At 62.6% G+C, this 24,611-nt stretch carries 20 protein-coding genes; 9 read left to right on the forward strand and 11 right to left on the reverse strand.

All coding sequences use genetic code 11. The features are described 5' to 3' along the window. The first annotated feature begins 76 nt into the window (after positions 1 to 76). The gene (locus ACWGXF_RS03210; RefSeq protein WP_003061796.1) at positions 77 to 784 is read left to right on the forward strand and encodes a riboflavin synthase; all 708 of its coding nucleotides are present in this window, start codon (positions 77 to 79) and stop codon (positions 782 to 784) included. A gap of 57 nt (positions 785 to 841) precedes the next feature. On the opposite strand, the gene ACWGXF_RS03215 is transcribed toward ACWGXF_RS03210, so the two are convergent. From ACWGXF_RS03215 to ACWGXF_RS03245, 7 genes are all read right to left on the reverse strand, one after another. Next, positions 842 to 3,325 carry a heavy metal translocating P-type ATPase gene (locus ACWGXF_RS03215; RefSeq protein WP_054074393.1) on the reverse strand — a complete coding sequence of 828 codons (2,484 nt, stop codon included), beginning with the start codon at positions 3,323 to 3,325 and terminating at the stop codon, positions 842 to 844. A gap of 208 nt (positions 3,326 to 3,533) precedes the next feature. Beyond that, the gene (locus ACWGXF_RS03220) at positions 3,534 to 5,258 is read right to left on the reverse strand and encodes an acetyl/propionyl/methylcrotonyl-CoA carboxylase subunit alpha (protein WP_054074414.1); all 1,725 of its coding nucleotides are present in this window, start codon (positions 5,256 to 5,258) and stop codon (positions 3,534 to 3,536) included. Positions 5,259 to 5,270: 12 nt separating this feature from the next. Further along, on the reverse strand, positions 5,271 to 6,890 hold the full coding sequence (locus ACWGXF_RS03225) for a 5-oxoprolinase subunit B/C family protein (protein WP_452101685.1): 1,620 nt from the start codon (positions 6,888 to 6,890) through the stop codon (positions 5,271 to 5,273). 5 nt (positions 6,891 to 6,895) lie between these two features. Beyond that, positions 6,896 to 7,663 carry a LamB/YcsF family protein gene (locus ACWGXF_RS03230; protein WP_256629717.1) on the reverse strand — a complete coding sequence of 256 codons (768 nt, stop codon included), beginning with the start codon at positions 7,661 to 7,663 and terminating at the stop codon, positions 6,896 to 6,898. A gap of 20 nt (positions 7,664 to 7,683) precedes the next feature. Continuing rightward, on the reverse strand, positions 7,684 to 8,346 hold the full coding sequence (gene pcp / locus ACWGXF_RS03235; protein ID WP_256629716.1) for a pyroglutamyl-peptidase I: 663 nt from the start codon (positions 8,344 to 8,346) through the stop codon (positions 7,684 to 7,686). Between the two features lie 12 nt (positions 8,347 to 8,358). Continuing rightward, a complete protein-coding gene (locus tag ACWGXF_RS03240) occupies positions 8,359 to 9,312 on the reverse strand; it encodes a DUF979 domain-containing protein (RefSeq protein ID WP_034357240.1) in 954 nt (317 codons plus the stop codon). Then, positions 9,309 to 10,028, reverse strand: a complete 720-nt coding sequence (locus ACWGXF_RS03245; RefSeq protein WP_034364184.1) for a DUF969 domain-containing protein — start codon at positions 10,026 to 10,028, stop codon at positions 9,309 to 9,311. Before ACWGXF_RS03245 ends, ACWGXF_RS03240 begins: the two co-directional genes overlap by 4 nt. 293 nt (positions 10,029 to 10,321) lie before the next feature. Between ACWGXF_RS03245 and ACWGXF_RS03250 the strand changes: the two genes are divergently transcribed. The 4 genes from ACWGXF_RS03250 (at position 10,322) to ACWGXF_RS03265 (ending at position 14,028) form a co-directional block, all read left to right on the forward strand. Then, positions 10,322 to 10,999 (forward strand): GntR family transcriptional regulator, encoded by a 678-nt coding sequence (locus tag ACWGXF_RS03250; protein ID WP_012836944.1) that lies wholly within the window; start codon positions 10,322 to 10,324, stop codon positions 10,997 to 10,999. Positions 11,000 to 11,170: 171 nt separating this feature from the next. Further along, positions 11,171 to 12,154, forward strand: a complete 984-nt coding sequence (locus tag ACWGXF_RS03255) for a TRAP transporter substrate-binding protein (protein ID WP_012836943.1) — start codon at positions 11,171 to 11,173, stop codon at positions 12,152 to 12,154. 79 nt (positions 12,155 to 12,233) lie between these two features. Next, on the forward strand, positions 12,234 to 12,740 hold the full coding sequence (locus tag ACWGXF_RS03260) for a TRAP transporter small permease (protein WP_034357232.1): 507 nt from the start codon (positions 12,234 to 12,236) through the stop codon (positions 12,738 to 12,740). Next, positions 12,733 to 14,028 carry a TRAP transporter large permease gene (locus tag ACWGXF_RS03265; protein WP_012836941.1) on the forward strand — a complete coding sequence of 432 codons (1,296 nt, stop codon included), beginning with the start codon at positions 12,733 to 12,735 and terminating at the stop codon, positions 14,026 to 14,028. The genes ACWGXF_RS03260 and ACWGXF_RS03265 overlap by 8 nt, the downstream gene beginning before the upstream one ends. Before the next feature lie 399 nt (positions 14,029 to 14,427). Here the strand turns inward: ACWGXF_RS03265 and glmS are convergent, their stop codons facing one another. Further along, positions 14,428 to 16,344, reverse strand: coding sequence for a glutamine--fructose-6-phosphate transaminase (isomerizing) (glmS, locus tag ACWGXF_RS03270; protein WP_256629715.1), 1,917 nt, complete (start codon positions 16,342 to 16,344; stop codon positions 14,428 to 14,430). A gap of 136 nt (positions 16,345 to 16,480) precedes the next feature. Here glmS and ACWGXF_RS03275 point away from each other — a divergent pair, with 136 nt between their 5' ends. Both ACWGXF_RS03275 and ACWGXF_RS03280 read left to right on the forward strand, forming a co-directional pair. Further along, positions 16,481 to 16,981: an Lrp/AsnC family transcriptional regulator gene (locus tag ACWGXF_RS03275; RefSeq protein ID WP_059439746.1), complete on the forward strand. Its 501-nt coding sequence runs from the start codon at positions 16,481 to 16,483 to the stop codon at positions 16,979 to 16,981. A gap of 127 nt (positions 16,982 to 17,108) precedes the next feature. Further along, positions 17,109 to 18,242 (forward strand): sensor domain-containing diguanylate cyclase, encoded by a 1,134-nt coding sequence (locus ACWGXF_RS03280; RefSeq protein ID WP_452101680.1) that lies wholly within the window; start codon positions 17,109 to 17,111, stop codon positions 18,240 to 18,242. 4 nt (positions 18,243 to 18,246) lie between these two features. On the opposite strand, the gene ACWGXF_RS03285 is transcribed toward ACWGXF_RS03280, so the two are convergent. Further along, the gene (locus ACWGXF_RS03285) at positions 18,247 to 19,044 is read right to left on the reverse strand and encodes an ATP-binding protein (RefSeq protein ID WP_039049497.1); all 798 of its coding nucleotides are present in this window, start codon (positions 19,042 to 19,044) and stop codon (positions 18,247 to 18,249) included. Further along, positions 19,044 to 20,483: a bifunctional UDP-N-acetylglucosamine diphosphorylase/glucosamine-1-phosphate N-acetyltransferase GlmU gene (gene glmU, locus ACWGXF_RS03290; protein ID WP_039049496.1), complete on the reverse strand. Its 1,440-nt coding sequence runs from the start codon at positions 20,481 to 20,483 to the stop codon at positions 19,044 to 19,046. Before glmU ends, ACWGXF_RS03285 begins: the two co-directional genes overlap by 1 nt. A gap of 104 nt (positions 20,484 to 20,587) precedes the next feature. On the opposite strand from glmU, the gene ACWGXF_RS03295 reads away from it, so the two are divergent. Continuing rightward, a complete protein-coding gene (locus ACWGXF_RS03295; protein ID WP_256629712.1) occupies positions 20,588 to 21,568 on the forward strand; it encodes a LysR substrate-binding domain-containing protein in 981 nt (326 codons plus the stop codon). Between the two features lie 199 nt (positions 21,569 to 21,767). Here ACWGXF_RS03295 and tyrS read toward each other — a convergent pair whose 3' ends face one another. After that, entirely contained in the window at positions 21,768 to 23,000 is a 1,233-nt protein-coding gene (tyrS, locus tag ACWGXF_RS03300; RefSeq protein WP_003061750.1) for a tyrosine--tRNA ligase, read from the reverse strand. A 191-nt stretch (positions 23,001 to 23,191) separates the two neighbouring features. Between tyrS and ACWGXF_RS03305 the strand changes: the two genes are divergently transcribed. Then, positions 23,192 to 24,550, forward strand: coding sequence for a M23 family metallopeptidase (locus ACWGXF_RS03305; protein ID WP_202787936.1), 1,359 nt, complete (start codon positions 23,192 to 23,194; stop codon positions 24,548 to 24,550). Positions 24,551 to 24,611 lie beyond the last annotated feature (61 nt).

The raw sequence follows: 24,611 nt of genomic DNA on the forward strand, positions 1-24,611 counted from the left end.
GGGCAAACAGGCAAAATAGCCGTTTTGACCCAAAGCTGGCGCCCAGCGCCCGCCTGTTGATAAGAGAGTCTGCCCCGTGTTTACCGGCATCATTCAGGCCGTGGCAAAGATTGCCGCGCTGCGCGACCAGGACGGCCTGCGCACCTTCATCATGGAGTTCCCCGAAGGCTTCTGCCAGGATCTGGCCATTGGCGCCAGCGTCTCGCATGACGGCGTCTGCCTGACGGTGACCGAAAACCTCTCGCCCACCAGCGCCAGCTTTGATGTGATGCTGCAAAGCCTGAACATCACCACGCTGGGCAGCTACAAGGCCGGCGACACGCTCAATGTGGAGCGCGCTGCCAGGGATGGCGCCGAGATTGGCGGCCACCCCCTGTCGGGCCATGTGGACTTCACGGCGCCGCTGCTGGAGCTGATGCAGACCGAGACCAATCACAAGATCCGCTTCGGCATTCCCGAGGCCTTTCGCCCCTATGTGTTTGCCAAGGGCTATATCGCCGTCAACGGCGCCAGCCTGACGGTGGCCGAGGTGAATCGCAAGGAAGGCTGGTTCGAGGTCTGGCTGATTCCCGAAACCCTGCGCATGACGGTGTTCGGCGACAAAAAGGTCGGCGATCTGGTCAATATCGAGATTGAGCGCAGCACCCAGGTGGTGGTCGATACCGTGCGCGAAACCGTGGAAGCCAGCCTGGGCCGGCTCAAGCCCGTGCTCGAAGCCCTGCTGCAGGAAAAAGGCCTGAGCCTCGACGATTTCGTGGATGTGCCGCAACTGCCCAAGCAATAGCCCCGGGTCAGGGGCAAGCGTCAGAACATCTTCCGGCGCCCACCCCATGCCCTCTTTTCAGAGAGCCGGTTTGAAGCGCTTGAGCCGCAGCGCGTTGGAGAGCACGAATACGCTGGACAGCGCCATGGCCCCAGCGGCAAACACCGGCGACAGCAACATGCCGTTGAACGGATAGAGCAGACCTGCCGCCACCGGTATCAGCGCCACGTTGTAGGCAAAGGCCCAGAACAGGTTCTCGCCGATGTTCTTCATGGTGGCCTTGGACAACGCAATCGCATTCGGCACGCCCGAAAGATCGCCCGACATCAGCACCACATCGGCCGCCTCGATCGCAATATCGGTGCCCGTGCCTATGGCGATGCCCACATCGGCCTCGGCCAGGGCCGGTGCATCGTTGATGCCGTCGCCCACATAGGCCAGCGTGCCATGCTCGGCCTTGAGGCGCTTCACGCTCTCGACCTTGCCGCCTGGCAAGACCTCGGCCACCACCTCGTCAATGCCCAGCTGCCGGGCAATCGCCTCGGCCGTGTGGCGGTTGTCGCCGGTAATCATGGCCACCTTCAGGCCCAGTGCGTGCAGGGCATCGATCGCGGGCTTGGTGCTGGGCTTGATCGGATCGGCCACGGCAATCATGGCGGCCACCTTGCCGCCTATGGCCGCATACAGCGGCGTCTTGCCTTCGCTGCCCAGGCGCTGGGCCTCGGCTGCAAAACCGTCAACGCTCAGACCGAGCTCGCGCATGAAGCGGTCGGCACCGATCTCCACCTGATCGCCCAGCACCACGGCACGCACGCCGAAACCGGTCACCGATGCGAAGTCGCTGATGGCCGGAACCTCCAGCCCCTCGGCCTTGGCTGCATCGACAATGGCGCGCGCAATCGGATGCTCGCTGCGATCTTCCACGGCAGCCACCTGCGCCAGAACGGCGGCACGTTCAAACCCTTCGGCCAGCACCAGATCGGTCAGCTCGGGGCGACCACGGGTCAGCGTGCCGGTCTTGTCCACAGCCACCACCCTGGCATCCTTGAGCTGCTGCAGCGCCTCCCCCTTGCGCAGCAACACTCCCATTTGCGCGGCACGCCCGGTTCCCACCATGATGGAAGTTGGCGTGGCCAGCCCCATGGCGCAGGGGCAGGCAATGATGAGCACGGCCACGGCATTGACCAGGGCAAAGCTCAGCGCGGGATCGGGACCCCAGATCAGCCAGATCACAAAAGTCAGCAGGGCCGCCGCCATCACGGCCGGCACAAACCACATGGTGATCTTGTCCACCAGCGCCTGAATCGGCAGCTTGCTGCCCTGTGCCTGCTCCACCATGCGGATGATCTGCGCCAGCAGCGTATCGGCGCCCACCTTGGTGGCTCTGAAAGCCAAAGCGCCATTCTGATTGACCGTGCCGCCCACCACTTCGGCGCCCTCGACCTTCTCGACCGGCACGGGCTCGCCGCTGATCATGGATTCGTCGACAAAGCTGCGGCCCTCGATGACCTCGCCATCGACAGGAATGCGCTCGCCGGGGCGCACTTCGATCACATCGCCGGCACGCACCTGGGCAATGTCGATTTCCTGGACCAGGCCGCCCTTACGCACGCGCGCCGTCTTGGCCTGCAACTGCACCAGGCGGCGAATGGCCTCCGAGGTATTGCCCTTGGCACGCGCCTCCAGAAAGCGGCCCAGCAGGATCAGCGCGACGATGACGGCCGCGGCTTCGAAGTACACATTCACCGTGCCTGCGGGCAGCCATTGCGGCACAAAGGTCGCGACTACCGAATAGGCAAATGCCGCCGAGGTGCCCACCGCGACCAGAGAATTCATATCGGGCGCAGCGCGCAGCAGGGCGGGCACGCCTTTCTCGAAAAAGCGCCGGCCCGGCCCGAACAGCACCACGGCCGTCAGCGCAAACTGGATGTACCAGCTGTTCTGCGTGCCGATGCTGCCCGCAATCCAGTGGTGAAATGCAGGCACCATGTGACCGCCCATTTCCAGCAGAAACACGGGCAGTGCGAACACGGTCGCAAAGATCAGCGAGCGCTTGAGCGACTCGCGCTCCTGCGCCTGGCGCTGGGCTGCGGCGTCCTCACCGGTTGCGGCAACGTTGTGCAGCACGGGTTGAGCTTCATAGCCGGCCTTTTCTATCGCTGCAATCAAGCTGCTCACATCCACGCTGCCCTGCAGTTGCACGCTGGCACGCTCGGTCGCAAGATTCACCACGGCGTTCTGGACACCGGGCACTTTCTTGAGCGCACGCTCCACGCGGCCCACACAGGACGCACAGGTCATGCCGCCCACCTGCAAATCCACGCTTTGCGCAGGTACCGCATAGCCTGCTTTTTCAATCGCCGCCACGGCTTGCGGCAGGATGGCCACAGCCTGCGCCGGATCGGCCACGGTGAGGCTGGCTTTTTCCGTGGCCAGATTGACCACGGCCTCCTGCACACCGGGCACTTTCTTGAGCGCCCGCTCCACCCGGCCCACGCAGGATGCGCAGGTCATTCCTTCCACAGACAGCTCAAAGGCTCCGCTTTTGGTCAGTGCATTCATCGCGTTCTCCATTCACGTTGAAGGCCACTGTAGAGATTGACATCATGTAAAGGTCAAGCCCCCGGCAAAAACCTCTTTCGGCAGGGTGCAAACATGCGGAGTTTGGCTTGAGTGCAGCAAGGCCAGAAAAACAAAGCGCGACACGGAGGTCGCGCTTCGAGCGGGCCGGCCCAAGCCTAACCTGCCCTGCTCTGGCCGGGCCTGGGGCCTATCGGATATGCGCGATCACGGCGCCCAAGGTCTGCGCAGAGCCTGCCTGTGCGGCCAATGTGACACGACCGCTCTTGTGGGCCGAGACCTGCATTTCCATTTTCATGGCTTCCATCACGGCGATCACATCGCCTTCCTTGACCTCGTCGCCATCGGCGACCTTCCAGGCATGCAGATTGCCGGCAATCGGCGAGATGACTGCCTCAGGATCCACGCTTTGCTGCGCGACGGCCTGAGACACGCCAGTCGTCGGCGCGGACAGACCTTGCAGCAGCATGGCGGGCAGGCCCAGCTGCACGCGGCGGCCGTCGATCTCGATGGCCGTGCGCAGCAGGCTGGTATCAGCCACAGGTTCGGCGCGAGCAGCCGCTGCCAGCGGCTCGGCAAACTCGGTCTCGATCCAGCGGGTGTGGACATTGAAGCCCGCAGTCCCCACAAAGTCGGCCTGATTCAGCACGGCCTTGTGGAAGGGCAGCACCGAAGCCACGCCCTCGATGCGGAACTCGGCCAGCGCACGTCGAGCACGGGCCAGGGCCTGCTCACGCGTGGCGCCGGTGACGATGAGCTTGGCCATCATGGAGTCGAACGTGCCGGGGATCACCGAGCCGGTTTCGACGCCCGAATCGAGTCGCACGCCCGGCCCCGAAGGAGGGGCAAAGCGCGTGATCAGACCCGGTGTGGGCAGAAAGCCGCGCCCCACATCTTCGGCATTGATGCGGAACTCGATGGAATGGGCCCGTGGTGCCGGAGTCTGCGTGAAAGACAGCGGCAAGCCGTCGGCCACACGCAGCTGTTCCTGCACCAGATCGATGCCCGTGGTTTCCTCGGTCACGGTGTGCTCGACCTGCAAGCGGGTATTGACCTCAAGGAAGGAGATGGCGCCATTGCCGCTGAGCAGAAATTCCACGGTTCCGGCGCTGATATAGCCAGCCTGCGCACAGATGGCCTTGGCTGCACTGTGAATGCGTTCACGCTGCGCCTCGGTGATGAAGGGTGCGGGCGCTTCTTCCACCAGCTTCTGGTTGCGGCGCTGCAGCGAACAGTCGCGCGTGCCCAGCACCACCACATTGCCATGCGTGTCGGCAATCACCTGCGCTTCGATATGGCGCGGCTTGTCGAGGAACTGTTCCACAAAGCATTCGCCACGGCCGAAAGCCGTCACTGCCTCGCGCACGGCAGAGGCATACAGCTCGGCCACTTCGTCCATGCGCCAGGCGATCTTCATGCCACGGCCACCGCCACCAAAAGCAGCCTTGATGATGATGGGCAGGCCATGCTGCTGGGCAAAGGCCAGCACTTCGTCGGCATCCTTGACGGGATCCGGCGTGCCAGCCACCAGCGGCGCTCCGACCTGCAGCGCAATCTTGCGCGCCTCGACCTTGTCGCCCAGCTTGGCAATGGTGTCGGGGCGCGGGCCGATCCAGATCAGACCCGCATCCAGCACGGCCTGTGCAAAGGCTTCGCTCTCGGACAGAAAGCCATAGCCGGGATGGACGGCGTCGGCGCCCGAACGCTTGGCAATCGCAATCAGCTTGGCGATGTTCAGATAGGTGTCGGCGGGCTTGTCGCCGTCGAGGCCGTAGGCTTCATCGGCGCGGCGCACATGCAGAGCATCGATATCGGCATCGGCATAGACGGCGACGGACTTCACTCCGTAATCCGCGCAGGCTCGCGCGATGCGCACGGCGATCTCGCCACGGTTGGCAATCAGAACTTTGGTAATCATGGAAGGTCCTCACAAAGTGGGTGTGAGTTCTTCAAAAGAACGAACAGGGTTAAAACGAATCCAGGCACCTACGGGAATCTGCCCCGCAAGGTCCAGATGATGGGGTGCCACACAGCCGATGACGGGATAGCCGCCGGTCAAGGGGTGGTCGGCCAGAAACAGCACGGGCTGGCCGCTGGCGGGGACCTGGATGGCCCCCAGCGGCGTGCCTTCGCTGGGCAGCTCGCTGGTCACGGCGCGCGTCAGCGCCTGCTCGCCGGCAAGGCGCAAGCCCACGCGATTGGACTGGGGCGTGACCTGCCAGCGCTGGGCGGCCAGCAAGGCCACGGCCTCGGGCGTGAACCAGTCGGTGCGCGGACCCAGCTCCACATCCAGCACCACCTCGCCGTCTGGGGCCGGCAACTCCTGCTCCGGCAGGGCCAGCTCGGCCACCACGGCATGGGCTGCCGGAAGCACCGCCAGCAACTGGCCGCTGTGCAGGGCGGGCGGGCCGACATGGGCCAGGGTGTCCGTCGAAGCGCTGCCCAGCACGGGCGCCACCTCATAGCCGCCGCGCACCGCCACATAGCAGCGGGCACCGGCGACGGGTTGGGCAAGGCTCAGCGTGTCGCCATCGGCCAGCGCAATCGCGGCATGACGCGGCGCAGACCAGCGGCGTCCGTCGGCCGTGGTGATGCTGATGGGTGCATCCGCGCCCGTCACTGCAACGACGTTCTCGCCCACGCTTTGCAGCGACAGGCCCCCACCTACTGTCTCCAGCACCGGCAGCTGGCTGGCATTGCCGACCAGCCGGTTGGCCGTCTTGAACGCCGCCTGATCCATGGCACCGGAGGCAGAAACACCCTGCCCGGCCTGGCCGTGGCGACCCATGTCCTGGAACAGCGTGAGCAGACCCGTGGCGCGCACGCGCAAGGCGCAGCCATTGAAACTCGTAGCTGCTTGCGCCTGTTCGCTTTTGGTCTCAGATACTTTTCCATCTGAAATCGAATCAGAGAAATCGCCAGCAGCTACTTTTTGAGTAGCAGCATCGACAAACTGCACGCGGTAGCCGGGCTGCAACAAAGCCGGCAGATCGCGCGCCAGATCCCACATCGCGGCATCGGTCACGCCGATGATCTGCCAGCCGCCGGGGCTGGCCTGTGGATAGACCGCGCTGAAGCTGCCGGCCAGCGCCACCGCACCGGCCGGAACCTTGGTTCGCGGCGTGGCACGGCGTGGCACGTTGAAGATGGGATCCCCACCGCTCAGATAGGCAAAGCCCGGCGCAAAGCCAGTGAAGGCCACCGACCATTCGCTGCCGGTGTGGCGGCTCACCACCTCCTCGGCTGTGATGCCCAGTATCTGCGCAACCTCGGCCAGATCTTCGCCGTCATAGCGCACGGGAATCTGCACCAGCACATCCGAGCGCTGCACGCTGCCGCTGAGATCGCAGTCGGCAATGCGTCTTACCAGTTGCGCCGCGCCGATGATATGGGGCGCGAACTGGACAAAAATGGTGCGCGCGGCAGGCACCAGCTCCTGCACGCCTTCTAGGGGACTGGCCTGCAAGGCCCCCAGCAGCACCAGCGTCTGCTGCAGGTCGGCCAGCTCCACCAGAATGGCCTGGCGGTTGACGGACAAAAAGCGCATGGAACTCATGGTGCTGTTTCCATAAAGGAGGTGATCTGCACGCCCTCCTGCTCGAAACGCTGGCGGATATTGCGCGCAATGGCCACGGCACCGGGACTGTCGCCGTGCACACAGATGGAGTCTGCCTCCACGCGCACCAGGCTGCCGTCCACGGCCTCGATCACGCCCTCACGCACCAGGGTCAGCATGCGCTGGGCGATCAGGTTTTCGTCGTGCAGCACGGCGCCGGGTTCGCGGCGCGAGACCAGGGCACCGTCGGGCGTATAGCCGCGATCGGCAAAGGCCTCGGCCACCACACAGAGGCCCGCATCGCGGGCCCAGGCTATCAGGGGCGCACCTGCCAGAGCCATCAGCACCAGCTTGGGATTGATGGCCTTGATGGCATTGATCACATCCATGGCCTGGCGCTTGTCCTGGGCAATGGTGTTGTAGAGCGCGCCGTGCGGCTTGACATATTGGACGCTGGTGCCGGCTGCCTGCGCCAGGCCTTGCAGAGCGCCGATCTGGTAGATCACGTCGGCCACCAGATCGCCGCTGGCCACATCCATGTTGCGACGCCCGAAACCCGACAGGTCGCGGTAGGCCACATGCGCACCCACGACCACGCCGCGCGCCTTGGCAGCCCTGAGCGTGGTCAGCATCCCGGCCGGGTCGCCGGCATGAAAGCCGCAAGCCACATTGGCGCTGCTGACGATGTCCAGCATGGCCGCATCGTCGCCCATGCGCCAGGCGCCAAAGCTCTCGCCCAGATCGCTGTTCAAATCCATTTTCATCATTCGTCTCCCGGTCAGCCTCAATGCAGCTGACCTGCGTTTTCCAGCAAATCCTGCTGCACCGTCATGGCCGTATGAATGGCTGTACGTATGCCCTGGATCTGTGTGTCCAGCGCCATGCTGGCCATGCCTGGCTGGCGCGCGGCCTGCTGCGGCAGCGCGGGTATGTGAATAAAGCCGCCGCGCACGCCGGGGCCCGCACGGCGAGACAGCCTGTGCATCAGGGCATAGAACACATGGTTGCAGACAAAAGTGCCCGCCGTGTTCGATACCGAAGCCGGAATGCCCGCATCGCGCAGATGGCGCACCATGGCCTTGATGGGCAGGGTCGAGAAGTAGGCCGCGGGCGCGTCGCGCACCACGGACTGATCGACGGGCTGATGGCCCGCGTTGTCCGGAATGCGGGCATCGTCGATATTGATGGCCACGCGCTCGGGCGTGATTTCGCTGCGCCCGCCGGCCAGTCCGAGGCTGATGATCAACGTGGGCTGCAGCCTGGCCAGCGCCTCGTCGAGCGCCGCCATGGCCGCGCCGAACACGCAGGGCAGTTGCACGGCATGCACCACGCCATCAGCAATCAGCTCGCCGTCCAGCGCTCGCGCCACTTCCCACGAGGGGTTGACGCTGTCTTTGTCGAAGGGCTCGAAGCCAGTCAGCAGGATTCGGTGGGCAGCCTCAGTCATGGCAACTCTCTCTTAACGGAACATCAGGAAGTTGAGCAGGAACACATTGACGATCAGCAAGGTGATGGCCGTGGGAACCTGCGCACGGATGACGGCATTTTTGTCAATTTCCAGCAGTGCTGCGGGCACCAGGTTGAAGTTGGCCGCCATGGGCGTGAGCAAGGTGCCGCAGTAGCCCGACAGCATGCCGACTGCCGCCATCACGGCCGGGTCACCATGGTAGACGCCAACCAGCACGGGCACGCCCACACCGCCCGTCATCACCGGAAAGGCTGCAAAGCCATTGCCCATGATGACGGTGAACAGCGCCATGCCGATCACGTACACGGCCACGGCCACAAAGCGCACATCCATGTTGATGTAGGTGGTGGTCACATAGGCCACGGCCTTGCCCACGCCGGCATCCGAGAACACCAGACCCAGCATGCCCAGCATCTGCGGCAGCACCAGGGCCCAGCCCAGCGCGTCGATCAGGCGGTGCGACTCGCGCAGGCCCTGCACCGGGGTCTCGCGTGTCATCTTGCAGGCCAGCACCAGCGCAATCACGCAGCCTATGCCCAGACTGACCAGCGTGCTGTTCTTGGGGTCGATCAGGGGAGTGCCGCCAAAGACCAGATGCTTGGCCGACAGCGTGCCCACCATGGTGATCAGCGGGATGGCCAGCGCCGGCACGAACAGCCTGTTGCCCAGGCGCTTGGCGCTTTCCAGGTATTGCGCATCGGTGCGCGGCTGATGCTTGCCACCCATCACGCCGCCGAAGCCCGCAATCAGGGCCATGACGACCGCCACCGCCCCCACCCATACGGGCGGCAGCAGATCACCGACGAGGAACACCAGCGCATACAGCGCCCAGAACAGGCCCGCCGAGAAACGGCGCGGGTTGCTGCCATCGCGCAGCGTCATCACGGCCGTCACCGCCAGCACCAGGCCGACGAGGTAGTACAGGTATTGAATGGTGATGGTCATGCCGACTCTCCCTGGGCAACTTTCTTTTCCGCAGCAATTTCACGCGCCAGCTGCTTGTCCAGGCGATGCAGGCGGAAGGCATGGATTGCAAAGGCCGAGATGGCCGTGGGAATGCCCCACAGCGCGACATGAATCGGCTCGACCTCGATGCCGGCCTCCTTGAGGAAGGTGGTCATCAGCACGATCGCGCCGAAGGCCACAAAGATGTCTTCACCAAAGAACAGGCCCACGTTGTCCGTGGCAGCCGACATGGCGCGCAGCTTCTCGCGCACCTTGCCCGACAGCTTGCCGTAGCGGTTTTCCGTCGCGCCTTCGGCCATGGGAGCCAGCAGCGGACGCACCATCTGGGGATGCCCGCCGAGGCTGGTCAGGCCGATGGCTGCCGTGAGCTGGCGCGCTGCCAGGTAGACGATCAGCAGACGGCCGGCTGTGGCCGACTTGATGGAGCTGATCCAGTTCTGCGCATGCTGACGCAGGCCATGGCGCTCCAGCAGGCCGATCACGGCCAGCGGCAGCAAGATGATGAGCGGCAGATTGCGGGTCTTGATGAAGCCGGTCCCGATGGCGGCCAGAACCTTGTCCAGCGGAAAGCCCGCCGCAAAGGCGGTGCCGATGGCGGTCACGATGACCACCAGCATGGGATTAAAGCGCAGCGCGAAGCCGGCAATGATGATGAGCACGCCGATCAGCGGCCACAGGTTTACGTCTACAGGCATGGAAGCCTCCGGAAATCACGCCCTGATCCGCTGCGCGGCGGGCTCTACCAAAGACGGGAACGCTATCGGCAACCCCGCCCAGCTCTTTTGAGGAAGGCCGGGCAGCTCTGCTTCAGACCTGCTTCATTCCTCATATTGTTGAACAATCTATTTAGATTGATTCCACAAATGAAATTGTTTGCAGAACAAATAGACTTTGTAATAGAGCAAACCCTAGGTTGCACCACTCTTTGGGACTTCTCTGAGTCAACAGAACGATGGCTACACTCTGGCGACAGCCAAAAGGGAACGCCATGAAAGTCGCAGCAGAGGTCCAGAACCTGACCGAACGCATCGCCGAAGAAATACGCAGCCAGTTGGTCAAGGGCGTGCTGAGCCCGGGCCAGCGACTGTCCGAAGCGGCACTCAGCGAAGCGCTGGATATTTCGCGCAACACCTTGCGCGAGGTGTTCCGCATGCTGACCAAGGAAGGTCTGCTGGTACACGAGCCCAACAAGGGCGTATCGGTGGCCGTGCCCAGCATGGCGTCCATCATCGACATCTATCGCGTGCGGCGCATGATCGAGTGTCAGGCCCTTGCACAGGCTTACCCCATGCACCCGGCGCTGACGCGGATGCGCGAGGCCGTGGAAAGCGGCCAGCGGCACAGCGAGGCCGAGGACTGGTCCGAGGTGGGCACAGCCAATATGGCGTTTCACAAAGCCATCGTGGCCCTGGCCGACAGCGAACGCCTCAACGAGATGTTCTCGCATCTGCTGGCGGAGCTGCGCCTGGCCTTCGGCCTGCTGCGCGACCCGCATTTTCTGCATGCACCTTATGTGAGCATGAACCTGAAGATTCTGCAGATCTTCGAAGCCGGCAGGCCCGCGGAGGCGGCACAGGAGCTCAGTGCCTATCTGGTGCATTCCGAACGCATCATTCTGGCCGCCTATGCCCGGCGTCTGGCAGAGGCGGGGATCAAGGCCCCTTGAGGGATCTTGTTCAACAAAATGCCATTTTCAATAGAGGTAAAGCAATAAAACACCCTACGTTTCTTTGAAACTCGTTGAAATCCCTCATGGATGTTTGTTGAGACAAATGCTACTTTTGGCACAACTCTTGCCTGAGTTCATTCGTCTGCATCTCTTATCCGAGGAGTTCTCATGAAGCGTCGCATTTTCTGCGCCACCGCAACCTTGCTCGCCGGCATCGGCATTGCCGGTCATGCCATGGCACAAACCAAGTGGGATTTCGCCACCGCATACGGGCCTGGAAACTTTCACTCCAAGAACAACGAACTGTTTGTGAAGGATGTGGATGCTGCCACGGGCGGCAAGCTCAAGATCACGCCGCACTTTGGTGCGTCGCTGTTCAAGATGCCCGAAATCAAGCGTGCCGTGCAGACCGGCAATGCACAGATGGGCGAATTCTTTCTGGTGAGCTTTCAGAATGAGTCGCAGATCTTCGGCGCCGACGGACTCCCGTTCCTGGTGAGCAACTATGACGAGGCCTACAAGCTCTATCAGGCTCAGAAACCCGCGCTGCAAAAGCTGCTGGACAAGCAGGGACAGGTGCTGCTGTATTCCGTGGCCTGGCCTCCCCAGGGGATCTACACCAAAAAGCCCGTCAACTCCGCGGCCGATCTCAAGGGCATGAAGTGGCGCGTGTACTCCCCCACTACCGCCCGCATTGGCGAACTGATTGGCGCCCAGCCCGTGACCGTGCAGGAGGCCGAGCTGTCCCAGGCTCTGGCGACCGGCGTGGTGGATGGCCTGATCACCTCCAGCGCAACCGGTGCCGACAACAAGCTGTTTGAAAGCCTGAAGTACTACTACAACGTGCAGGCCTGGATTCCCAAGAATGCCGTGACCGTGAGCAAGAAGGCCTTTGGCGCGCTGGACAAGAGCACGCAGGAGGCCGTGCTCAAGGCCGCTGCCGCTGCCGAGCAGCGCGGCTGGAAAGAGTCCAGGGAAGTGGATGCACGCTCGATTGCCGCCCTCAAGCAAGGTGGCATGCAGGTCGAGCAACCCTCCGCCCAGCTCAAGGCAGACCTGGGCAAGATCGGCGCGACCGTGATCAAGGAATGGACGGACAAGGCCGGCGCCGACGGCCAGGCCATTCTCGACGGCTACAAGGCTGGCAAGTAAGGCGCAGATTGCATCGGCTCGCCCGCCCCCCGCATCCGGGGCGGGCGGCCGACGACCTCATCCTCTCAGGAAGACAAGCATGCGCAAGTTACTCAACGGCCTCTATGACGGCAGTGCCTGGCTTGCCGGCATCGCCATGATCGGCGTGCTGGCGATGGTGCTGCTGACCATCACCAGCCGACTCTTTGGCTTCAGCGCCCCGGGCACCGATGCCTACGCAGGCTATGCCATGGCGGGCGCCGGCTTCATGGCCCTGGCCAGCACCTTGAAGAAGGGTGAACATATCCGCGTCACCCTGCTGCTGGGTGCGCTCAAGGGCAAGGCCTACAAGGCGCTGGAACTGACCGCCCTGGGCATCGCCACCATTCTTTCGGCCTTTCTGGCTTTCTATTCCACGCGCCTGGTCTGGCAGTCCTGGGAGATCGAAGACATCTCCGTGGGCATAGACGCCACACCGCTGTGGATTCCCCAGATCTTCATGGCTCTGGGCACGATTGTTTTCTTCATCGCGTTCTGCGACGAACTGGTGCTGGAGCTGCTGGGCAAACGCAAGGCGGTAGAGAAGGAGGGAACCCCTCATGAATGAAATCACCGCAAGCATTGCACTGATCGTGGTGCTGCTGGCCCTGCTTGGCGGCGGTGTCTGGGTCGGACTGACGCTGGCAGGCGTTGCCTGGTTCGGCATGGAATTCTTCACCGCGCGCGCTGCGGGCGATGCCATGGCCATGACCATCTGGGGCTCTGCCAGCAGCTGGACCTTGACGGCCTTGCCCCTGTTTGTCTGGATGGGCGAGATTCTCTACCGCACCAATCTGTCCGAGAGCATGTTTCGAGGTCTGGCGCCCTGGGTCAATGCGCTGCCGGGCCGCCTGCTGCACACCAATGTCATTGGCTGCACGATTTTTGCGGCAGTGTCCGGCTCCTCTGCCGCCACCTGCGCCACCGTGGGCAAGATGAATGTGCCCGAGCTGCGCAAACGCGGCTATCCCGAGAACATGGTGATCGGCTCGCTGGGCGGCCCCGCCACACTGGGCCTCCTGATCCCGCCCTCCATCATCTTGATCGTCTACGGCGTATCTGCCGAGCTGTCGATCTCCAAGCTCTTCATGGCAGGCGTGCTGCCAGGCATCATGCTGGCACTGATGTTCAGCGGCTGGATCGTGGTCTGGGCCCTGATGAACCCGGACAAGGTGCCCAAGGCCGACAGCACCATGAGCTTCAAGCAGAAAGTCTACGAGTCGCGCCACCTGATCCCCGTCGTGCTGCTGATCTCGGGCGTGATTGCCAGCATCTACAGCGGCATTGCCACGGCGACCGAAGCTGCCGGCATAGGCGTGATGGGAGCGCTGATTCTGTCGGCCCTGCAAGGTGCACTGAGCTGGAAGAACTTCAAGGAATCGCTGTTCGGAGCCACCCGGCTGTACTGCATGATTGCGCTGATCCTCGCCGGTGCAGCCTTTATGACCTTGTCCATGGGCTATATCGGACTGCCACGCCAGCTGGCTGAATACGTGGGCAGCCTGAACCTGTCGCCCGCCATGCTGATTGCGGTACTGGGCCTGTTCTACATTCTCATCGGCTGCTTTCTGGACGGTATCTCCACCATTGTGCTGACCTCCGGCGTGGTTCTGCCCATCATCCAGGCCGCAGGCATAGACCCCCTGTGGTTCGGCATCTTCCTCGTGATCACGGTGGAGACCGCTCAGATCACGCCACCGGTGGGCTTCAACCTGTTCGTGCTGCAGGGCATGACGGGCAAGCAGATCACCTATCTGGCCCGCGTCTGCGCACCGTACTTCCTGCTGATGGTGCTGGCACTGGTCATACTGTGGTTCTTCCCGCAGATCGTGACCGTGCTGCCCAATAATATGTAAGCAAAATCGCTCTGCATGAACGCCCCGCAAGGGGCGTTTTTCATAGGCGAGCCAAGATGGCTGCATGCATGCCAGGACATGCGGGCTTCAACGCCGGGATGTTGATGCCGCATCCATCTGACAGGGTGTTACGAAAAATGCTCACTACGCTGTTAGATTAGTTGGGTTAGCCATCCAGACACATCGCAATGAAAGAAAAAATCAACTTCATTGAGAGGGAGCGCCTCTACCGACATGAACTCAAACGCCGCCGCGTAAAGTTTCTGCCCATGCAGGTACTGCGCCGGGTCTTCAAAGCGGCAGGAGTCTAGCCAGCGCTGAAGCCAGCCATCCACCTGTCATGCCAAAAACGAAAAAGCGCTCCCATGGAGCGCTTTTTCGTGGCACGAAGCAACCGGCTTATTCCACCGTGACCGACTTGGCCAGGTTGCGCGGCTTGTCCACATCGGTGCCGCGTGCCACCGCCGTGTGATAGGCCAGCAACTGCAGCGGCACCACATGCAAAATGGGGCTCAGGGCACCATAGTTCTCGGGCATGCGAATCACATGCATGCCTTCGCTGCTTTCGATATTGGTCTTGGCATCGGCCAGCACATAGAGAACACCGCCGCGGGCACGCACTTCCTGCATATTGCTCTTGAGCTTTTCCAGCAGTTCGTCGTTGGGTGCCACGGTGACCACAGGCATCTGGCTGTCCACCAGTGCCAGCGGGCCATGCTTGAGCTCGCCGGCAGGATAGGCTTCGGCGTGGATATAGCTGATTTCCTTGAGCTTGAGCGCGCCTTCCAGAGCGATGGGGTAGTGAATGCCGCGACCCAGGAACAGCGCGTTTTCCTTCTTCGCAAAGTCTTCGGCCCAGCTGATGATCTGCGGCTCCAGCGCCAGCACGGATTGCAGGGCCACGGGAAGGTGGCGCATGGCCGTCAGATACTGCTGCTCCTTCTCTTCCGTCAGGCGTCCCTTGGACTGGGCCAGCGCCAGCGTCAGCAGGAACAGGCCTGCAAGCTGCGTCGTGAAGGCCTTGGTCGATGCCACGCCGATTTCCACGCCGGCGCGCGTGATATAGGCCAGCTCGCACTCGCGCACCATGGCGCTGGTGGCCACATTGCAGATGGTCAGGCTGTGCTTCATGCCCAGGCTCTGGGCATGGCGCAGGGCCGCCAATGTATCGGCCGTCTCGCCCGACTGGCTGATGGTCACGATCAGCGTCTTGGGATCGGGCACGCTGGTGCGGTAACGGTACTCGCTGGCCACCTCCACATTGCAGGGGATGCCGGCAATCGCCTCTATCCAGTACTTGGCCGTGCAGCCGCTGTAATAGCTGGTGCCGCAGGCCAGGATCAGGACCCGGTCGATCTCCTTGAATACTCGCCAGGCCGCCGCGCCGGTCTTGCCTTCCGAAGTGACCCCGTCAAACAGCTCGGGGGCAATGTTCTTCAGGCCTTCCAGCGTATCGCCCAAAGCGCGCGGCTGCTCGAAGATTTCCTTTTGCATGTAGTGGCGATAAGGGCCCAGTTCGGCTGCGCCGCTGTGCGCCATCACGGTCCTGACCGGGCGCTGCTGCTCTGTCAGGCGCTCGCCGCTCTTGCTGATGACCCAGTAGCGTCCCGGCTGCAGATCGATCAGATCGCCCTCTTCCAGGTACACGATCTGGTCGGTCACACCCGCCAGCGCCATTGCATCGCTGGCCAGGAAATGTTCCGCGCCGTCCTTGCCCACACCCAGAATCAGCGGCGAGCCGGCACGAGCGCCCACCACACGGCGAGGTTCATCCCGGTGCATCACGCCAATCGCGTAGGCGCCATGCAGGCGAGCCGTTGCGGCTTGCACGGCCTCGAAAAGATCGCCGTTGTAGAGACTGTCCACCAGGTGAGCAATGACCTCGGTGTCGGTCTGACTGGCAAATACATAGCCCTTGGCCTGCAGCTCGGCACGCAGGGCTTCGTAGTTCTCGATGATGCCGTTGTGCACCAGGGCCACGCGGGCCGGCGCATCGGCATCGGCCACGGGCGAGATGCCGGGACCATGGCTGAAGTGGGGATGGGCATTGCGTACGGCAGGCTCGCCGTGAGTGGCCCAACGAGTATGGGCAATGCCGGTGAAACCTTCCACATGCTCGGTCTTGACCTGCTCCATCAGCTCGGCCACGCGGGCGGTAGAGCGCGCACGCTGCAATCCCAGGCTCAAGCCGCTGGCATCCGCTGCCTGTACAGCCACACCACAGGAGTCATAGCCGCGATACTCCAGTCGCTGCAGACCCTGGACCAGAACCGGAACGATATTGCGATGAGACACCGCAGCAACAATGCCACACATAGAGGTACACCTTAGGTTGTTTGATCAAGCATGCTAACGGTTGCAATAAAAAATTTTCAATCAATAAAAACAGCTAAATGACTGAAAATTTCATCGAATCGGAATATTGATTATTTATTCAATAAAATTCATATAAATGAATGAAAATTCCATCAATCTGGATGACACCGACTTGCAACTGCTGCAGCAATTGCAGCTGGATGCCAGCCTGAGCAACCAGGCCCTGGCCCGGCATCTCGAGCTATCTGCCCCTACCTGCCTGCGTCGCGTCAAGCGCCTGCAGGAGCTGGGTCTGATCGAGAAACAAGTCGCCATCCTGAGCAGCGAACACATCGCCCGCCTCACAGGCCATGGCCTGCAGGCCATTGTGGAAGTCTCGCTGGACCGGCAGGACAGCAGCTCACTGCTGCAATTCGAGCACAAAGCCGTGGCCGAACCCGGCGTGCAGCAATGCTGGCGCGTCTCTCCCGGCCCCGACTTCATCCTCATCATTGCCACCATCGATATGCCTGCCTACCTGGCATTGAGCCAGAAGCTGTTCACTCAGGATGCCAATGTGCGCAATGTCAAAGCCTTCTTCAGCATCAAGCGCGCCAAATTCAGTACCGAACTGCCCTTGCCAGCCCCCAATCATTAGGGACTTGCACGCCTTTATTTTTGAACCGCTATGTGTGGTGCGGATGCCGCGCAAGCCCCTCAATATTTGATACAAATTGTATTAATTAGATTATTCTCGCAACCTTGACTTAAGCCAATTCCACCAGATGCCCTTGCATCGAGATATTCACCGCCGGACCTACCCTCTGCGCGCCTCTTATATGGTACTGGGCGGAGCGGTGGTGGCTGCGAGCCTGTCATATCTCCCGACCAATCTCGCCTGGTGGGCATTCACGACGGTCAGTGCGCTGGTCTGGCCGCATATTGCTTTTTTGCATTCAAGCCGGCAACAGGATCAGTTCCATGCGGAGTATTTCAATTCTCTGATAGATGCGCTGATCGTCGGCTGCTGGATTTCTCTGATGCACTGGAGCCTGCTGCCCAGCATCTGCATTCTGGCCATCGGCGTAGCCGACCGCTTCTATACCGGTTTGAAGCGCCGCTGGCTGCCCTCCCTGATCGCGCTGCTGTGCGGCATGCTTTTCATGAGCATCGCCATTACGCCCACCCCGCAATGGGGCGCGCCACTGGCGGTACAGCTCAGCCTGCTGCCGCTGATCATCCTGCACAGCGCCTATGCAAGCTGGTCCAACAGCCGAATGCTCAAGACTCTGGCCAGGCAGAACCTGCAGCTCAAGTTACTGGGACGCATTGATCCTCTGACCACGGTATACAGCCGCGATTACTGGTGGAAAAAAGCCCGTGCCGCGCTGCATCAGCACCGCACCGTCAAGGAGCAGACCTGCCTGCTGGTGATTGACATTGACCGTTTCAAAAGCGTGAATGATCTGTACGGCCATATTGTGGGCGACGATGTTTTGAAAATGATCGGGCTGGCGATTAGAAACAGCCTGCGCAGCAACGATATTGCTGGGCGCTACGGCGGCGATGAATTCACCGTGCTTTGCAAGCACACCACGGCCAAGGAGGCATATTCGGTCGCCATGCGTATTTGTGAAAAAATTGCTCAGATACGCATTCGCGAATATCCACAGCTGCACATCAGTGCGAGTATCGGCGTTGCGGCAGCCGATGAAGGTTTTGGCTCGGTGACCGAGTGGATAAAAGCGGCCGACAGTGCGCTTTACAGTGCCAAGAGCGGCGGGCGCGACCAGGTGATGGATGCCACGCAGCAACCCGAGCGGCAGCACAGTCCCTCGACCATGCCCATGCGACCGGAATCCACGCGAATCAGCCCGGCGAGCGCCGAGCAGGAAAGCCTGGACCGCGACGTGGTCTGACCACTCAGGGCAGGCAGGTGGGCCAATGCATCTGCAACTGGCATCCCGCATTGAGCTGGGCCTGGATTTCCGCCTCGCCGCCATGGCGGCGGCAGATATCGCGCACCAGCGCCAGGCCGATGCCGAGGCCCTCGAACTCGGCCTCGCGATGCATGCGCTGAAAGACGCCAAACAGCTTGCCTGACCGCGCCTGCTCGAAGCCGGCTCCGTTGTCGGCCACGGTGATGAAGCAGCCCCCCTGCCCATCGCGCTGCACATCGACCTGAATGCGCGCCAGCGGCACGGCCCGCGTGAACTTGACGGCATTGGCGAGAGCTGCGTCCAAAGCCTGCTCCAGCAGACGCGGATCTGCCTGCAACATGGGGGCGACAGCGGGCAGACACCACTCTATGCGTCGGCCTTGCGCGCCTGCCTGCAGACGCTGGCGCAGACTGCCCAGCAAGGCCAGCAAGTCCACAGGCTGCGGCTGCAGCACATGGCTCTGAGCCCGATTCAGCTGCAGCAAGCCGTCGAACATGGCCGCCATGCGCTGGGCGGACTGATCCATGGTCTGGAGGAAGCTGCGCGCTTCCTCCAGGTCTTCGGCACCGGGGCTGGCGGACTGCAGCAGCTCGGCAACCAGCGGATTGAAAGCCAGCAGATGGCGCAGCGGCGCCCGCAAATCATGCGAGACGGCATGCATCCACTCCTGCTGGGCCGTGCGCAAGGCGGCCAGTTCGGCCTCGCGCCTGTCCAGCAGCGCCAGCGCTTCGTCCAGGGACTGAGGCGCCATGCTCTCCAAAGTTTGCTGCGCTTGTTCCATCAGGCTTTGGGCAGCTTTTCGGGGCGCTTCCAGTTGCGGATGCTGACCTGCCTGCCACGTCCTACCGTCAAGGCACCAGCCTCGGTGTTCTTGGTCACGGTGGAGCCACCGCCCACGGTGCCGCCGGCGGCAATCGTCACCGGAGCCACCAGCACGCAGTTGCTGCCGATATGCACATCGGCCTCGATCACGGTACGGTGCTTGTTCACGCCGTCATAGTTGGCAGTGATGCTGCCTGCGCCGTAGTTCACGCGCTCACCCACCGTGGCATCGCCCAGATAGGCCAGGTGATTGGCCTTGGCGCCGTCGGCCAGGCTGGAGTTCTTCACTTCCACGAAGTTGCCGATATGCACTTCGCGGCCCAGCCTGGCGCCGGGGCGCAGGCGGGCAAACGGGCCGACCAGCGCGCCCTGGCCCACTTCCACGCCGGCCTTCTCGCCATCGATGTGCGTGAAGGGGTGGATCACGGCATCGTCGGCAATGCTCACATTGCTGAGATGGCAGTTGGCCCCGATCCTGGCGCCGGCGCCAATCGTCACCTTGCCGGCAAAGATGCAGTTCACGTCGATTTCCACATCCTGACCGCAGCTCAGGCTGGCCTTGGCGCCGCGCGCATCGTCACGCAAGTCGAAGCGCGCAGGATCGGCCATGCGCACGCCCTGCTCCATCAGCTCGCGCGCCTGGCGCAGCTGGTGGGCGCGCTCCAGCTCTGCCAGTTGCAGCGGGCTGTTGACGCCCGCCACCTGCAGCGCATCGGCAATGCGGTGGCCCACCACGGGCACGCCGTCGGCCACGGCCATGGCGACGATATCGGTCAGGTAGTACTCGCCCTGGGCATTGTTGTTGTCGAGCTTGGCAAGCCAGGCCGTCAGATGCCTGGCTGGCACGGCCATGATGCCGCTGTAGATCTCGGTGATGGCGCGCTCGGCCTCGCTGGCATCTTTCTGCTCGACGATGCGCTGCACCGTGCCTGCATCGTTTCGCACGATGCGGCCATAGCCCGTGGGATCGGCCATGGTCACGGTGAGCAGCGCCATCTTGTCGCTGCCGGCGGCATCGAGCAGACCCTGCAGCGTGTCGGCCCGGGTCAGCGGCACATCACCCGACAGCACCACGACCAGGCCATCGTCCTTGAGCGCAGGCACGGCCTGCTGCACGGCATGGCCGGTGCCCAGCTGAGGCTCCTGGCGTACAAACTTCAGGTCCATTGCACCATGGGCGCCATCTGCGCCATTGGCAGCGGCGATGGCCGCTTCCACTTCCGCTGCGCCATGACCCGTCACCACTACAGCCGAGCGCGCCTTGAGCTGCGCAGCAGTATCCAGCACATGCTGCAACAGGGCACGTCCGGCCAGCTTTTGCAGCACCTTGGGATGGCGGCTTTTCATGCGGGTGCCTTTGCCGGCAGCCATGACGACGATGTCCAGAGGTGCAGTCATATTGATTTATAGGATGAAAACCGCCTGATTATCGACCCATAGCCGTGCTCGACAACTGCAAGCGCAGGCAACAGTCGCCGCAAACACCTTATGCTTGCCCTGCCATGCCTCATGCAACCACCAGCCCCACTCCGCTGCTTCGCACCCGCGCCGTCGGCGCCGGCCATCTGCGCGCCTTTCTGGCCGTGGCCCGACACCTGAACTTTCGTGCCGCGGCGGACGAGCTGGCACTGACCCAGTCTGCCGTCAGCCGCCAGATCCAGTCGCTGGAAGACGAGGTGGGCATCCCGCTGTTCCTGCGCCATTCGCGCGCCGTGGAACTCACGGGTGCCGGCGCCCAGCTGCTGCATGCCGTTCAGCCTGCACTGGAGTCGATCGACGCCACCGTGCGCCAGATCCGCCAGACCGTGGGCCGCAAGAGCGTGGCCATCACCACCTGGGCCAGCTTTGCTGCCATGTGGCTGATTCCGCGTCTGGAGGCGTTCCAGCGCGCCTATCCCTATATCGACATTCGCATAGACACGGGCGACGCCGTGGTGGATCTGGAGACCACCGATGTGGACCTGGCCATACGCTACAGCGCCGGCGTCTCCGATGCCGCGGCAAAGGCCCTGTTTGGCGAAGAACTGGTGCTGGTCGCAAGCCCAGCCCTGCTCAGGAGCGGCCCCGCCGTGCACAGCCCCGCCGATGCTGCCCGCTACACCTTGATTGAAACCGGCGACGTGCACCGCATGCCCCAGCTGGAGTGGCTGAGCTGGCAGCGCTGGTTTGCCGCCAACGGCTGCGACCAGCTGCAGCCGCCGCGCTGGCTGTACTTCAACTACGCCCACCAGATCGTGCAGGCCGCGCTGGCGGGCCAGGGTCTGGCCATCGCGCGCCTGCCGCTGGTAGCCGATGCGCTGGCGGCCGGCACCCTGATCGAGGTATTGCCCGAACATCGCCTGGCCTCGCCTCTGTCGTACTGGCTGCTGCAAGGCCCACGCAGCAGCGAGCGGCCCGAAGTGCAGGCCTTCTGTCAGTGGCTGATGGAACAAGCCCGCCAGACGCGCGACGCCATGCAAGGCGCGAGCGAGCCAACCCAATAAAAAAGAGAGCTACTCACGCATGACCTGCATCGGTTTCAAATACAAAGTGATTTGAAACGCAGATGTATCAAGCGTAAACAGCTCTCATTTTTACTGTCACCTCTACTGTCACCTCTTTAGGCCGCGCCACAGCGGCAAAGTCCTTGCCCTATGGCACTCAACGCTAAAGAGGCGAACGAGGCGAAGCGCCCCAGGGCGCTCAGCTCAGCGTGACACGCGCAAACTTGCGCTTGCCCACCTGCAGCACAAAGGTGCCAGCATCCAGCTTCAGTGCGCGGTCGCTGATGACGTTGCCGTCGACACGCACGCCGCCGCCATCGATCAGGCGGTTGGCTTCGCCGGTCGATGCAGCCAGATTGGCCTGCTTGACCAGCGCACCAATGCCCAGCGGAGCGCCGGACAGGCTGATTTCAGGGATGTCATCAGGAATGCCGCCCTTGGAGCGGTTGATGAAATCCTGCTCGGCCGCATCGGCGGCTTCGGCGCTGTGGAAGCGCGCGGTGATCTCCTTGGCCAGCGCCACCTTGGCATGCTTGGGATTGCCGCCGGCCTCGATCTCGGCCTTGAGCGCGGCAATCTCGGCCAGGCTCTTGAAGGACAGCAGGGTGTACCAGTCCCACATCAGCTCGTCCGAGATCGACAGCACCTTGGCGAACATGGTGTTGGCGTCCTCGGTGATGCCGATGTAGTTGTTCTTGGACTTGGACATCTTGTGCACGCCATCCAGGCCCACCAGCAGCGGCATGGTGAGTACGCACTGCTGCTCTTGACCGTACTCAGCCTGCAGATGCCTGCCCATCATCAGATTGAACTTCTGATCGGTGCCGCCCAGCTCCAGATCGGACTTGAGCGCCACCGAGTCATAGCCCTGCAGCAGCGGGTAGAGAAACTCGTGCAGGCTGATGGAGCTGCCGTCGGTGAAACGCGTATGGAAATCGTTGCGCTCCATCATGCGCGCCACCGTGTACTTGGCCGACAGCTGGATCATGCCGCGCGCGCCCAGCTGGTCGCACCACTCGCTGTTGTAGCGCACCTCGGTCCTGGCCGGGTCCAGCACCTTGGCGGCCTGGGTGTAATAGGTCTCGGCATTGACCTTGATCTGCTCGGCCGTCAGCGGCGGGCGTGTGGAGTTGCGGCCCGAAGGGTCGCCGATCAGCGTCGTGAAGTCGCCGATCAGGAAGATCACCTGATGGCCCAGATCCTGCAGCTGGCGCATCTTGTTGAGCACCACGGTATGGCCCAGGTGAATGTCGGGGGCTGTCGGGTCCAGACCCAGCTTGATGCGCAGGGGCACGCCGGTGGCTTCGGACCTGGCCAGTTTCTGGACCCACTCGTCCTTGGGCAGCAGCTCATCGACTCCACGCAGAGTGACTTCCAGCGCCTGGTTCACTCTGTCGGTCACGGGAAAACTTGTAACAGCAGATTGATTCATAAGGGTTTTTCGGCAGGCGAGGTAGGACGCGGCCGATATACTTGGAGGTTTGGTGTTACGGTCAATTCTAGACTGCTCCCTCATAAAGACCTCTTTGGATGGACTTATGGCACGGTAGAGCTGCTGGAGACGTGTCAGTCGTAACAAATACCAACTCCACCGACACGCTTTCCCAAGGATTTGATGTTTTGATGACTGGCTTGAAAAATGCCGGCGGTGCTCTGCTTGCGCGGCTGACATCGGCTCTGCAAAAACACCCCAAGCGCGCCACGGCGGCGCTGGCGACGGTTTTGCTGACCGGTGGCAGCGGCGCCTTCGCAGTGGCCAGCCTGGGCCCCGACCCCGCCGACCTTCCCGTACGTACACTGACCGAACCCGTCACCTCCCTGGCCGCCGGCCAGGATCTGGCCGATCTGACGGATCTGCAGTCCTTCTCCCTCTACCGTTCCGAATACACCCGCAGCAACGACACCACCGAGTCGCTGCTGCAGCGCCTTGGCATTGCCGACCCGCAAGCCGCAGCCTTCATGCGCAGCAACGAAGCCGTGCGCCAGAACGTGCTGGGCCGCGCCGGCCGCCTCGTGTCAGCAGAGACCACACCCGACCAGCAGCTGAGCCAGCTGACCGTGCGCTGGGCTCCCAGCGAAGACGGCAGCTTTCAGCGCCTGACGGTGGAGCGCGTGGACGGCAAGCTGCAATCCAAGATCGAGACCGGCAAACTCACGGCCAGCCCGCGTCTGGCCGGTGGCGTGATTCGCTCCTCCTTCTTTGCCGCCACGGATGCCTCCGACATTCCCGACAGCATCTCCATGCAGATGGCCGACATCTTCCAGGGCGAGCTGGACTTCCGCCGCGGCCTGCGCAAGGGTGACCGCTTTGCCGTGGTCTATGAATCGCTGGAAGCAGATGGCGAGCCACTGCGCGCCGGCCGCGTGCTGAGCACCGAGTTCTACAACAATGGCAAGTCGCATCAGGCCATGTGGTTCCAGGAAGCAGGCAAGAAGGGCGCCTACTACACGCTGGACGGCAAGAGCCTGCGCCAGGCCTATCTGAACTATCCCGTGGAGTTCTCGCGCATCAGCAGCGGTTTTTCCATGCGCGTCCACCCCATCCAGAAAACCTGGCGCGCTCATCTGGGCACCGACTTCGCGGCCCCCACGGGCACCAAGGTGCGCACCGTGGGCGACGGCGTCGTGTCCTTTGCCGGCGTGCAAAACGGTTACGGCAATGTGATCTTTGTCGATCACGCCAACCAGCACACCACCGTCTACGCCCACCTGAGCCGCATCGACGTCAAGCGCGGCCAGCGCGTGGACCAGGGCGACATCATCGGCGCCGTGGGCTCCACGGGCTGGGCCACCGGCCCTCATCTGCACTTCGAGTTCCGCGACAAGGGCGAGCAGCGTGACCCGCTGACCATTGCCCAGATCACCGATGCCGCCCAGCCCATCTCCAAGGCTGCCCGCCCGGCCTTCGAGCAGCAGGCAGCGCAGATGCGCATCGAACTTAACGCCGGCACGCAGTCGTTCGCCTTGGCCAGCACACGCTGATCCACCGCTGCGACTCAACCTGAGGGCTGCAAATTGCAGCCCTTTTTCATTTCCGCATCGG

Source organism: Comamonas sp. HJ-2 (assembly GCF_053615495.1).

What these genes read in the sequence shown, in the direction of transcription:
- ACWGXF_RS03215 (WP_054074393.1), bottom strand. Translation starts at nt 3,325, where the DNA reads ATGAATGCACTGACCAAAAGCGGAGCCTTTGAGCTGTCTGTGGAAGGA.
- ACWGXF_RS03225 (WP_452101685.1), bottom strand. Translation starts at nt 6,890, where the DNA reads ATGCGCTTTTTGTCCGTCAACCGCCAGGCCATTCTGGTGGAGCTGGCC.
- ACWGXF_RS03230 (WP_256629717.1), bottom strand. Translation starts at nt 7,663, where the DNA reads ATGAAAATGGATTTGAACAGCGATCTGGGCGAGAGCTTTGGCGCCTGG.
- pcp (WP_256629716.1), bottom strand. Translation starts at nt 8,346, where the DNA reads ATGACTGAGGCTGCCCACCGAATCCTGCTGACTGGCTTCGAGCCCTTC.
- ACWGXF_RS03240 (WP_034357240.1), bottom strand. Translation starts at nt 9,312, where the DNA reads ATGACCATCACCATTCAATACCTGTACTACCTCGTCGGCCTGGTGCTG.
- ACWGXF_RS03245 (WP_034364184.1), bottom strand. Translation starts at nt 10,028, where the DNA reads ATGCCTGTAGACGTAAACCTGTGGCCGCTGATCGGCGTGCTCATCATC.
- ACWGXF_RS03250 (WP_012836944.1), top strand. Translation starts at nt 10,322, where the DNA reads ATGAAAGTCGCAGCAGAGGTCCAGAACCTGACCGAACGCATCGCCGAA.
- ACWGXF_RS03255 (WP_012836943.1), top strand. Translation starts at nt 11,171, where the DNA reads ATGAAGCGTCGCATTTTCTGCGCCACCGCAACCTTGCTCGCCGGCATC.
- ACWGXF_RS03260 (WP_034357232.1), top strand. Translation starts at nt 12,234, where the DNA reads ATGCGCAAGTTACTCAACGGCCTCTATGACGGCAGTGCCTGGCTTGCC.
- ACWGXF_RS03265 (WP_012836941.1), top strand. Translation starts at nt 12,733, where the DNA reads ATGAATGAAATCACCGCAAGCATTGCACTGATCGTGGTGCTGCTGGCC.
- glmS (WP_256629715.1), bottom strand. Translation starts at nt 16,344, where the DNA reads ATGTGTGGCATTGTTGCTGCGGTGTCTCATCGCAATATCGTTCCGGTT.
- ACWGXF_RS03275 (WP_059439746.1), top strand. Translation starts at nt 16,481, where the DNA reads ATGAATGAAAATTCCATCAATCTGGATGACACCGACTTGCAACTGCTG.
- ACWGXF_RS03280 (WP_452101680.1), top strand. Translation starts at nt 17,109, where the DNA reads ATGCCCTTGCATCGAGATATTCACCGCCGGACCTACCCTCTGCGCGCC.
- ACWGXF_RS03285 (WP_039049497.1), bottom strand. Translation starts at nt 19,044, where the DNA reads ATGGAACAAGCGCAGCAAACTTTGGAGAGCATGGCGCCTCAGTCCCTG.
- glmU (WP_039049496.1), bottom strand. Translation starts at nt 20,483, where the DNA reads ATGACTGCACCTCTGGACATCGTCGTCATGGCTGCCGGCAAAGGCACC.
- ACWGXF_RS03295 (WP_256629712.1), top strand. Translation starts at nt 20,588, where the DNA reads ATGCCTCATGCAACCACCAGCCCCACTCCGCTGCTTCGCACCCGCGCC.
- tyrS (WP_003061750.1), bottom strand. Translation starts at nt 23,000, where the DNA reads ATGAATCAATCTGCTGTTACAAGTTTTCCCGTGACCGACAGAGTGAAC.
- ACWGXF_RS03305 (WP_202787936.1), top strand. Translation starts at nt 23,192, where the DNA reads ATGACTGGCTTGAAAAATGCCGGCGGTGCTCTGCTTGCGCGGCTGACA.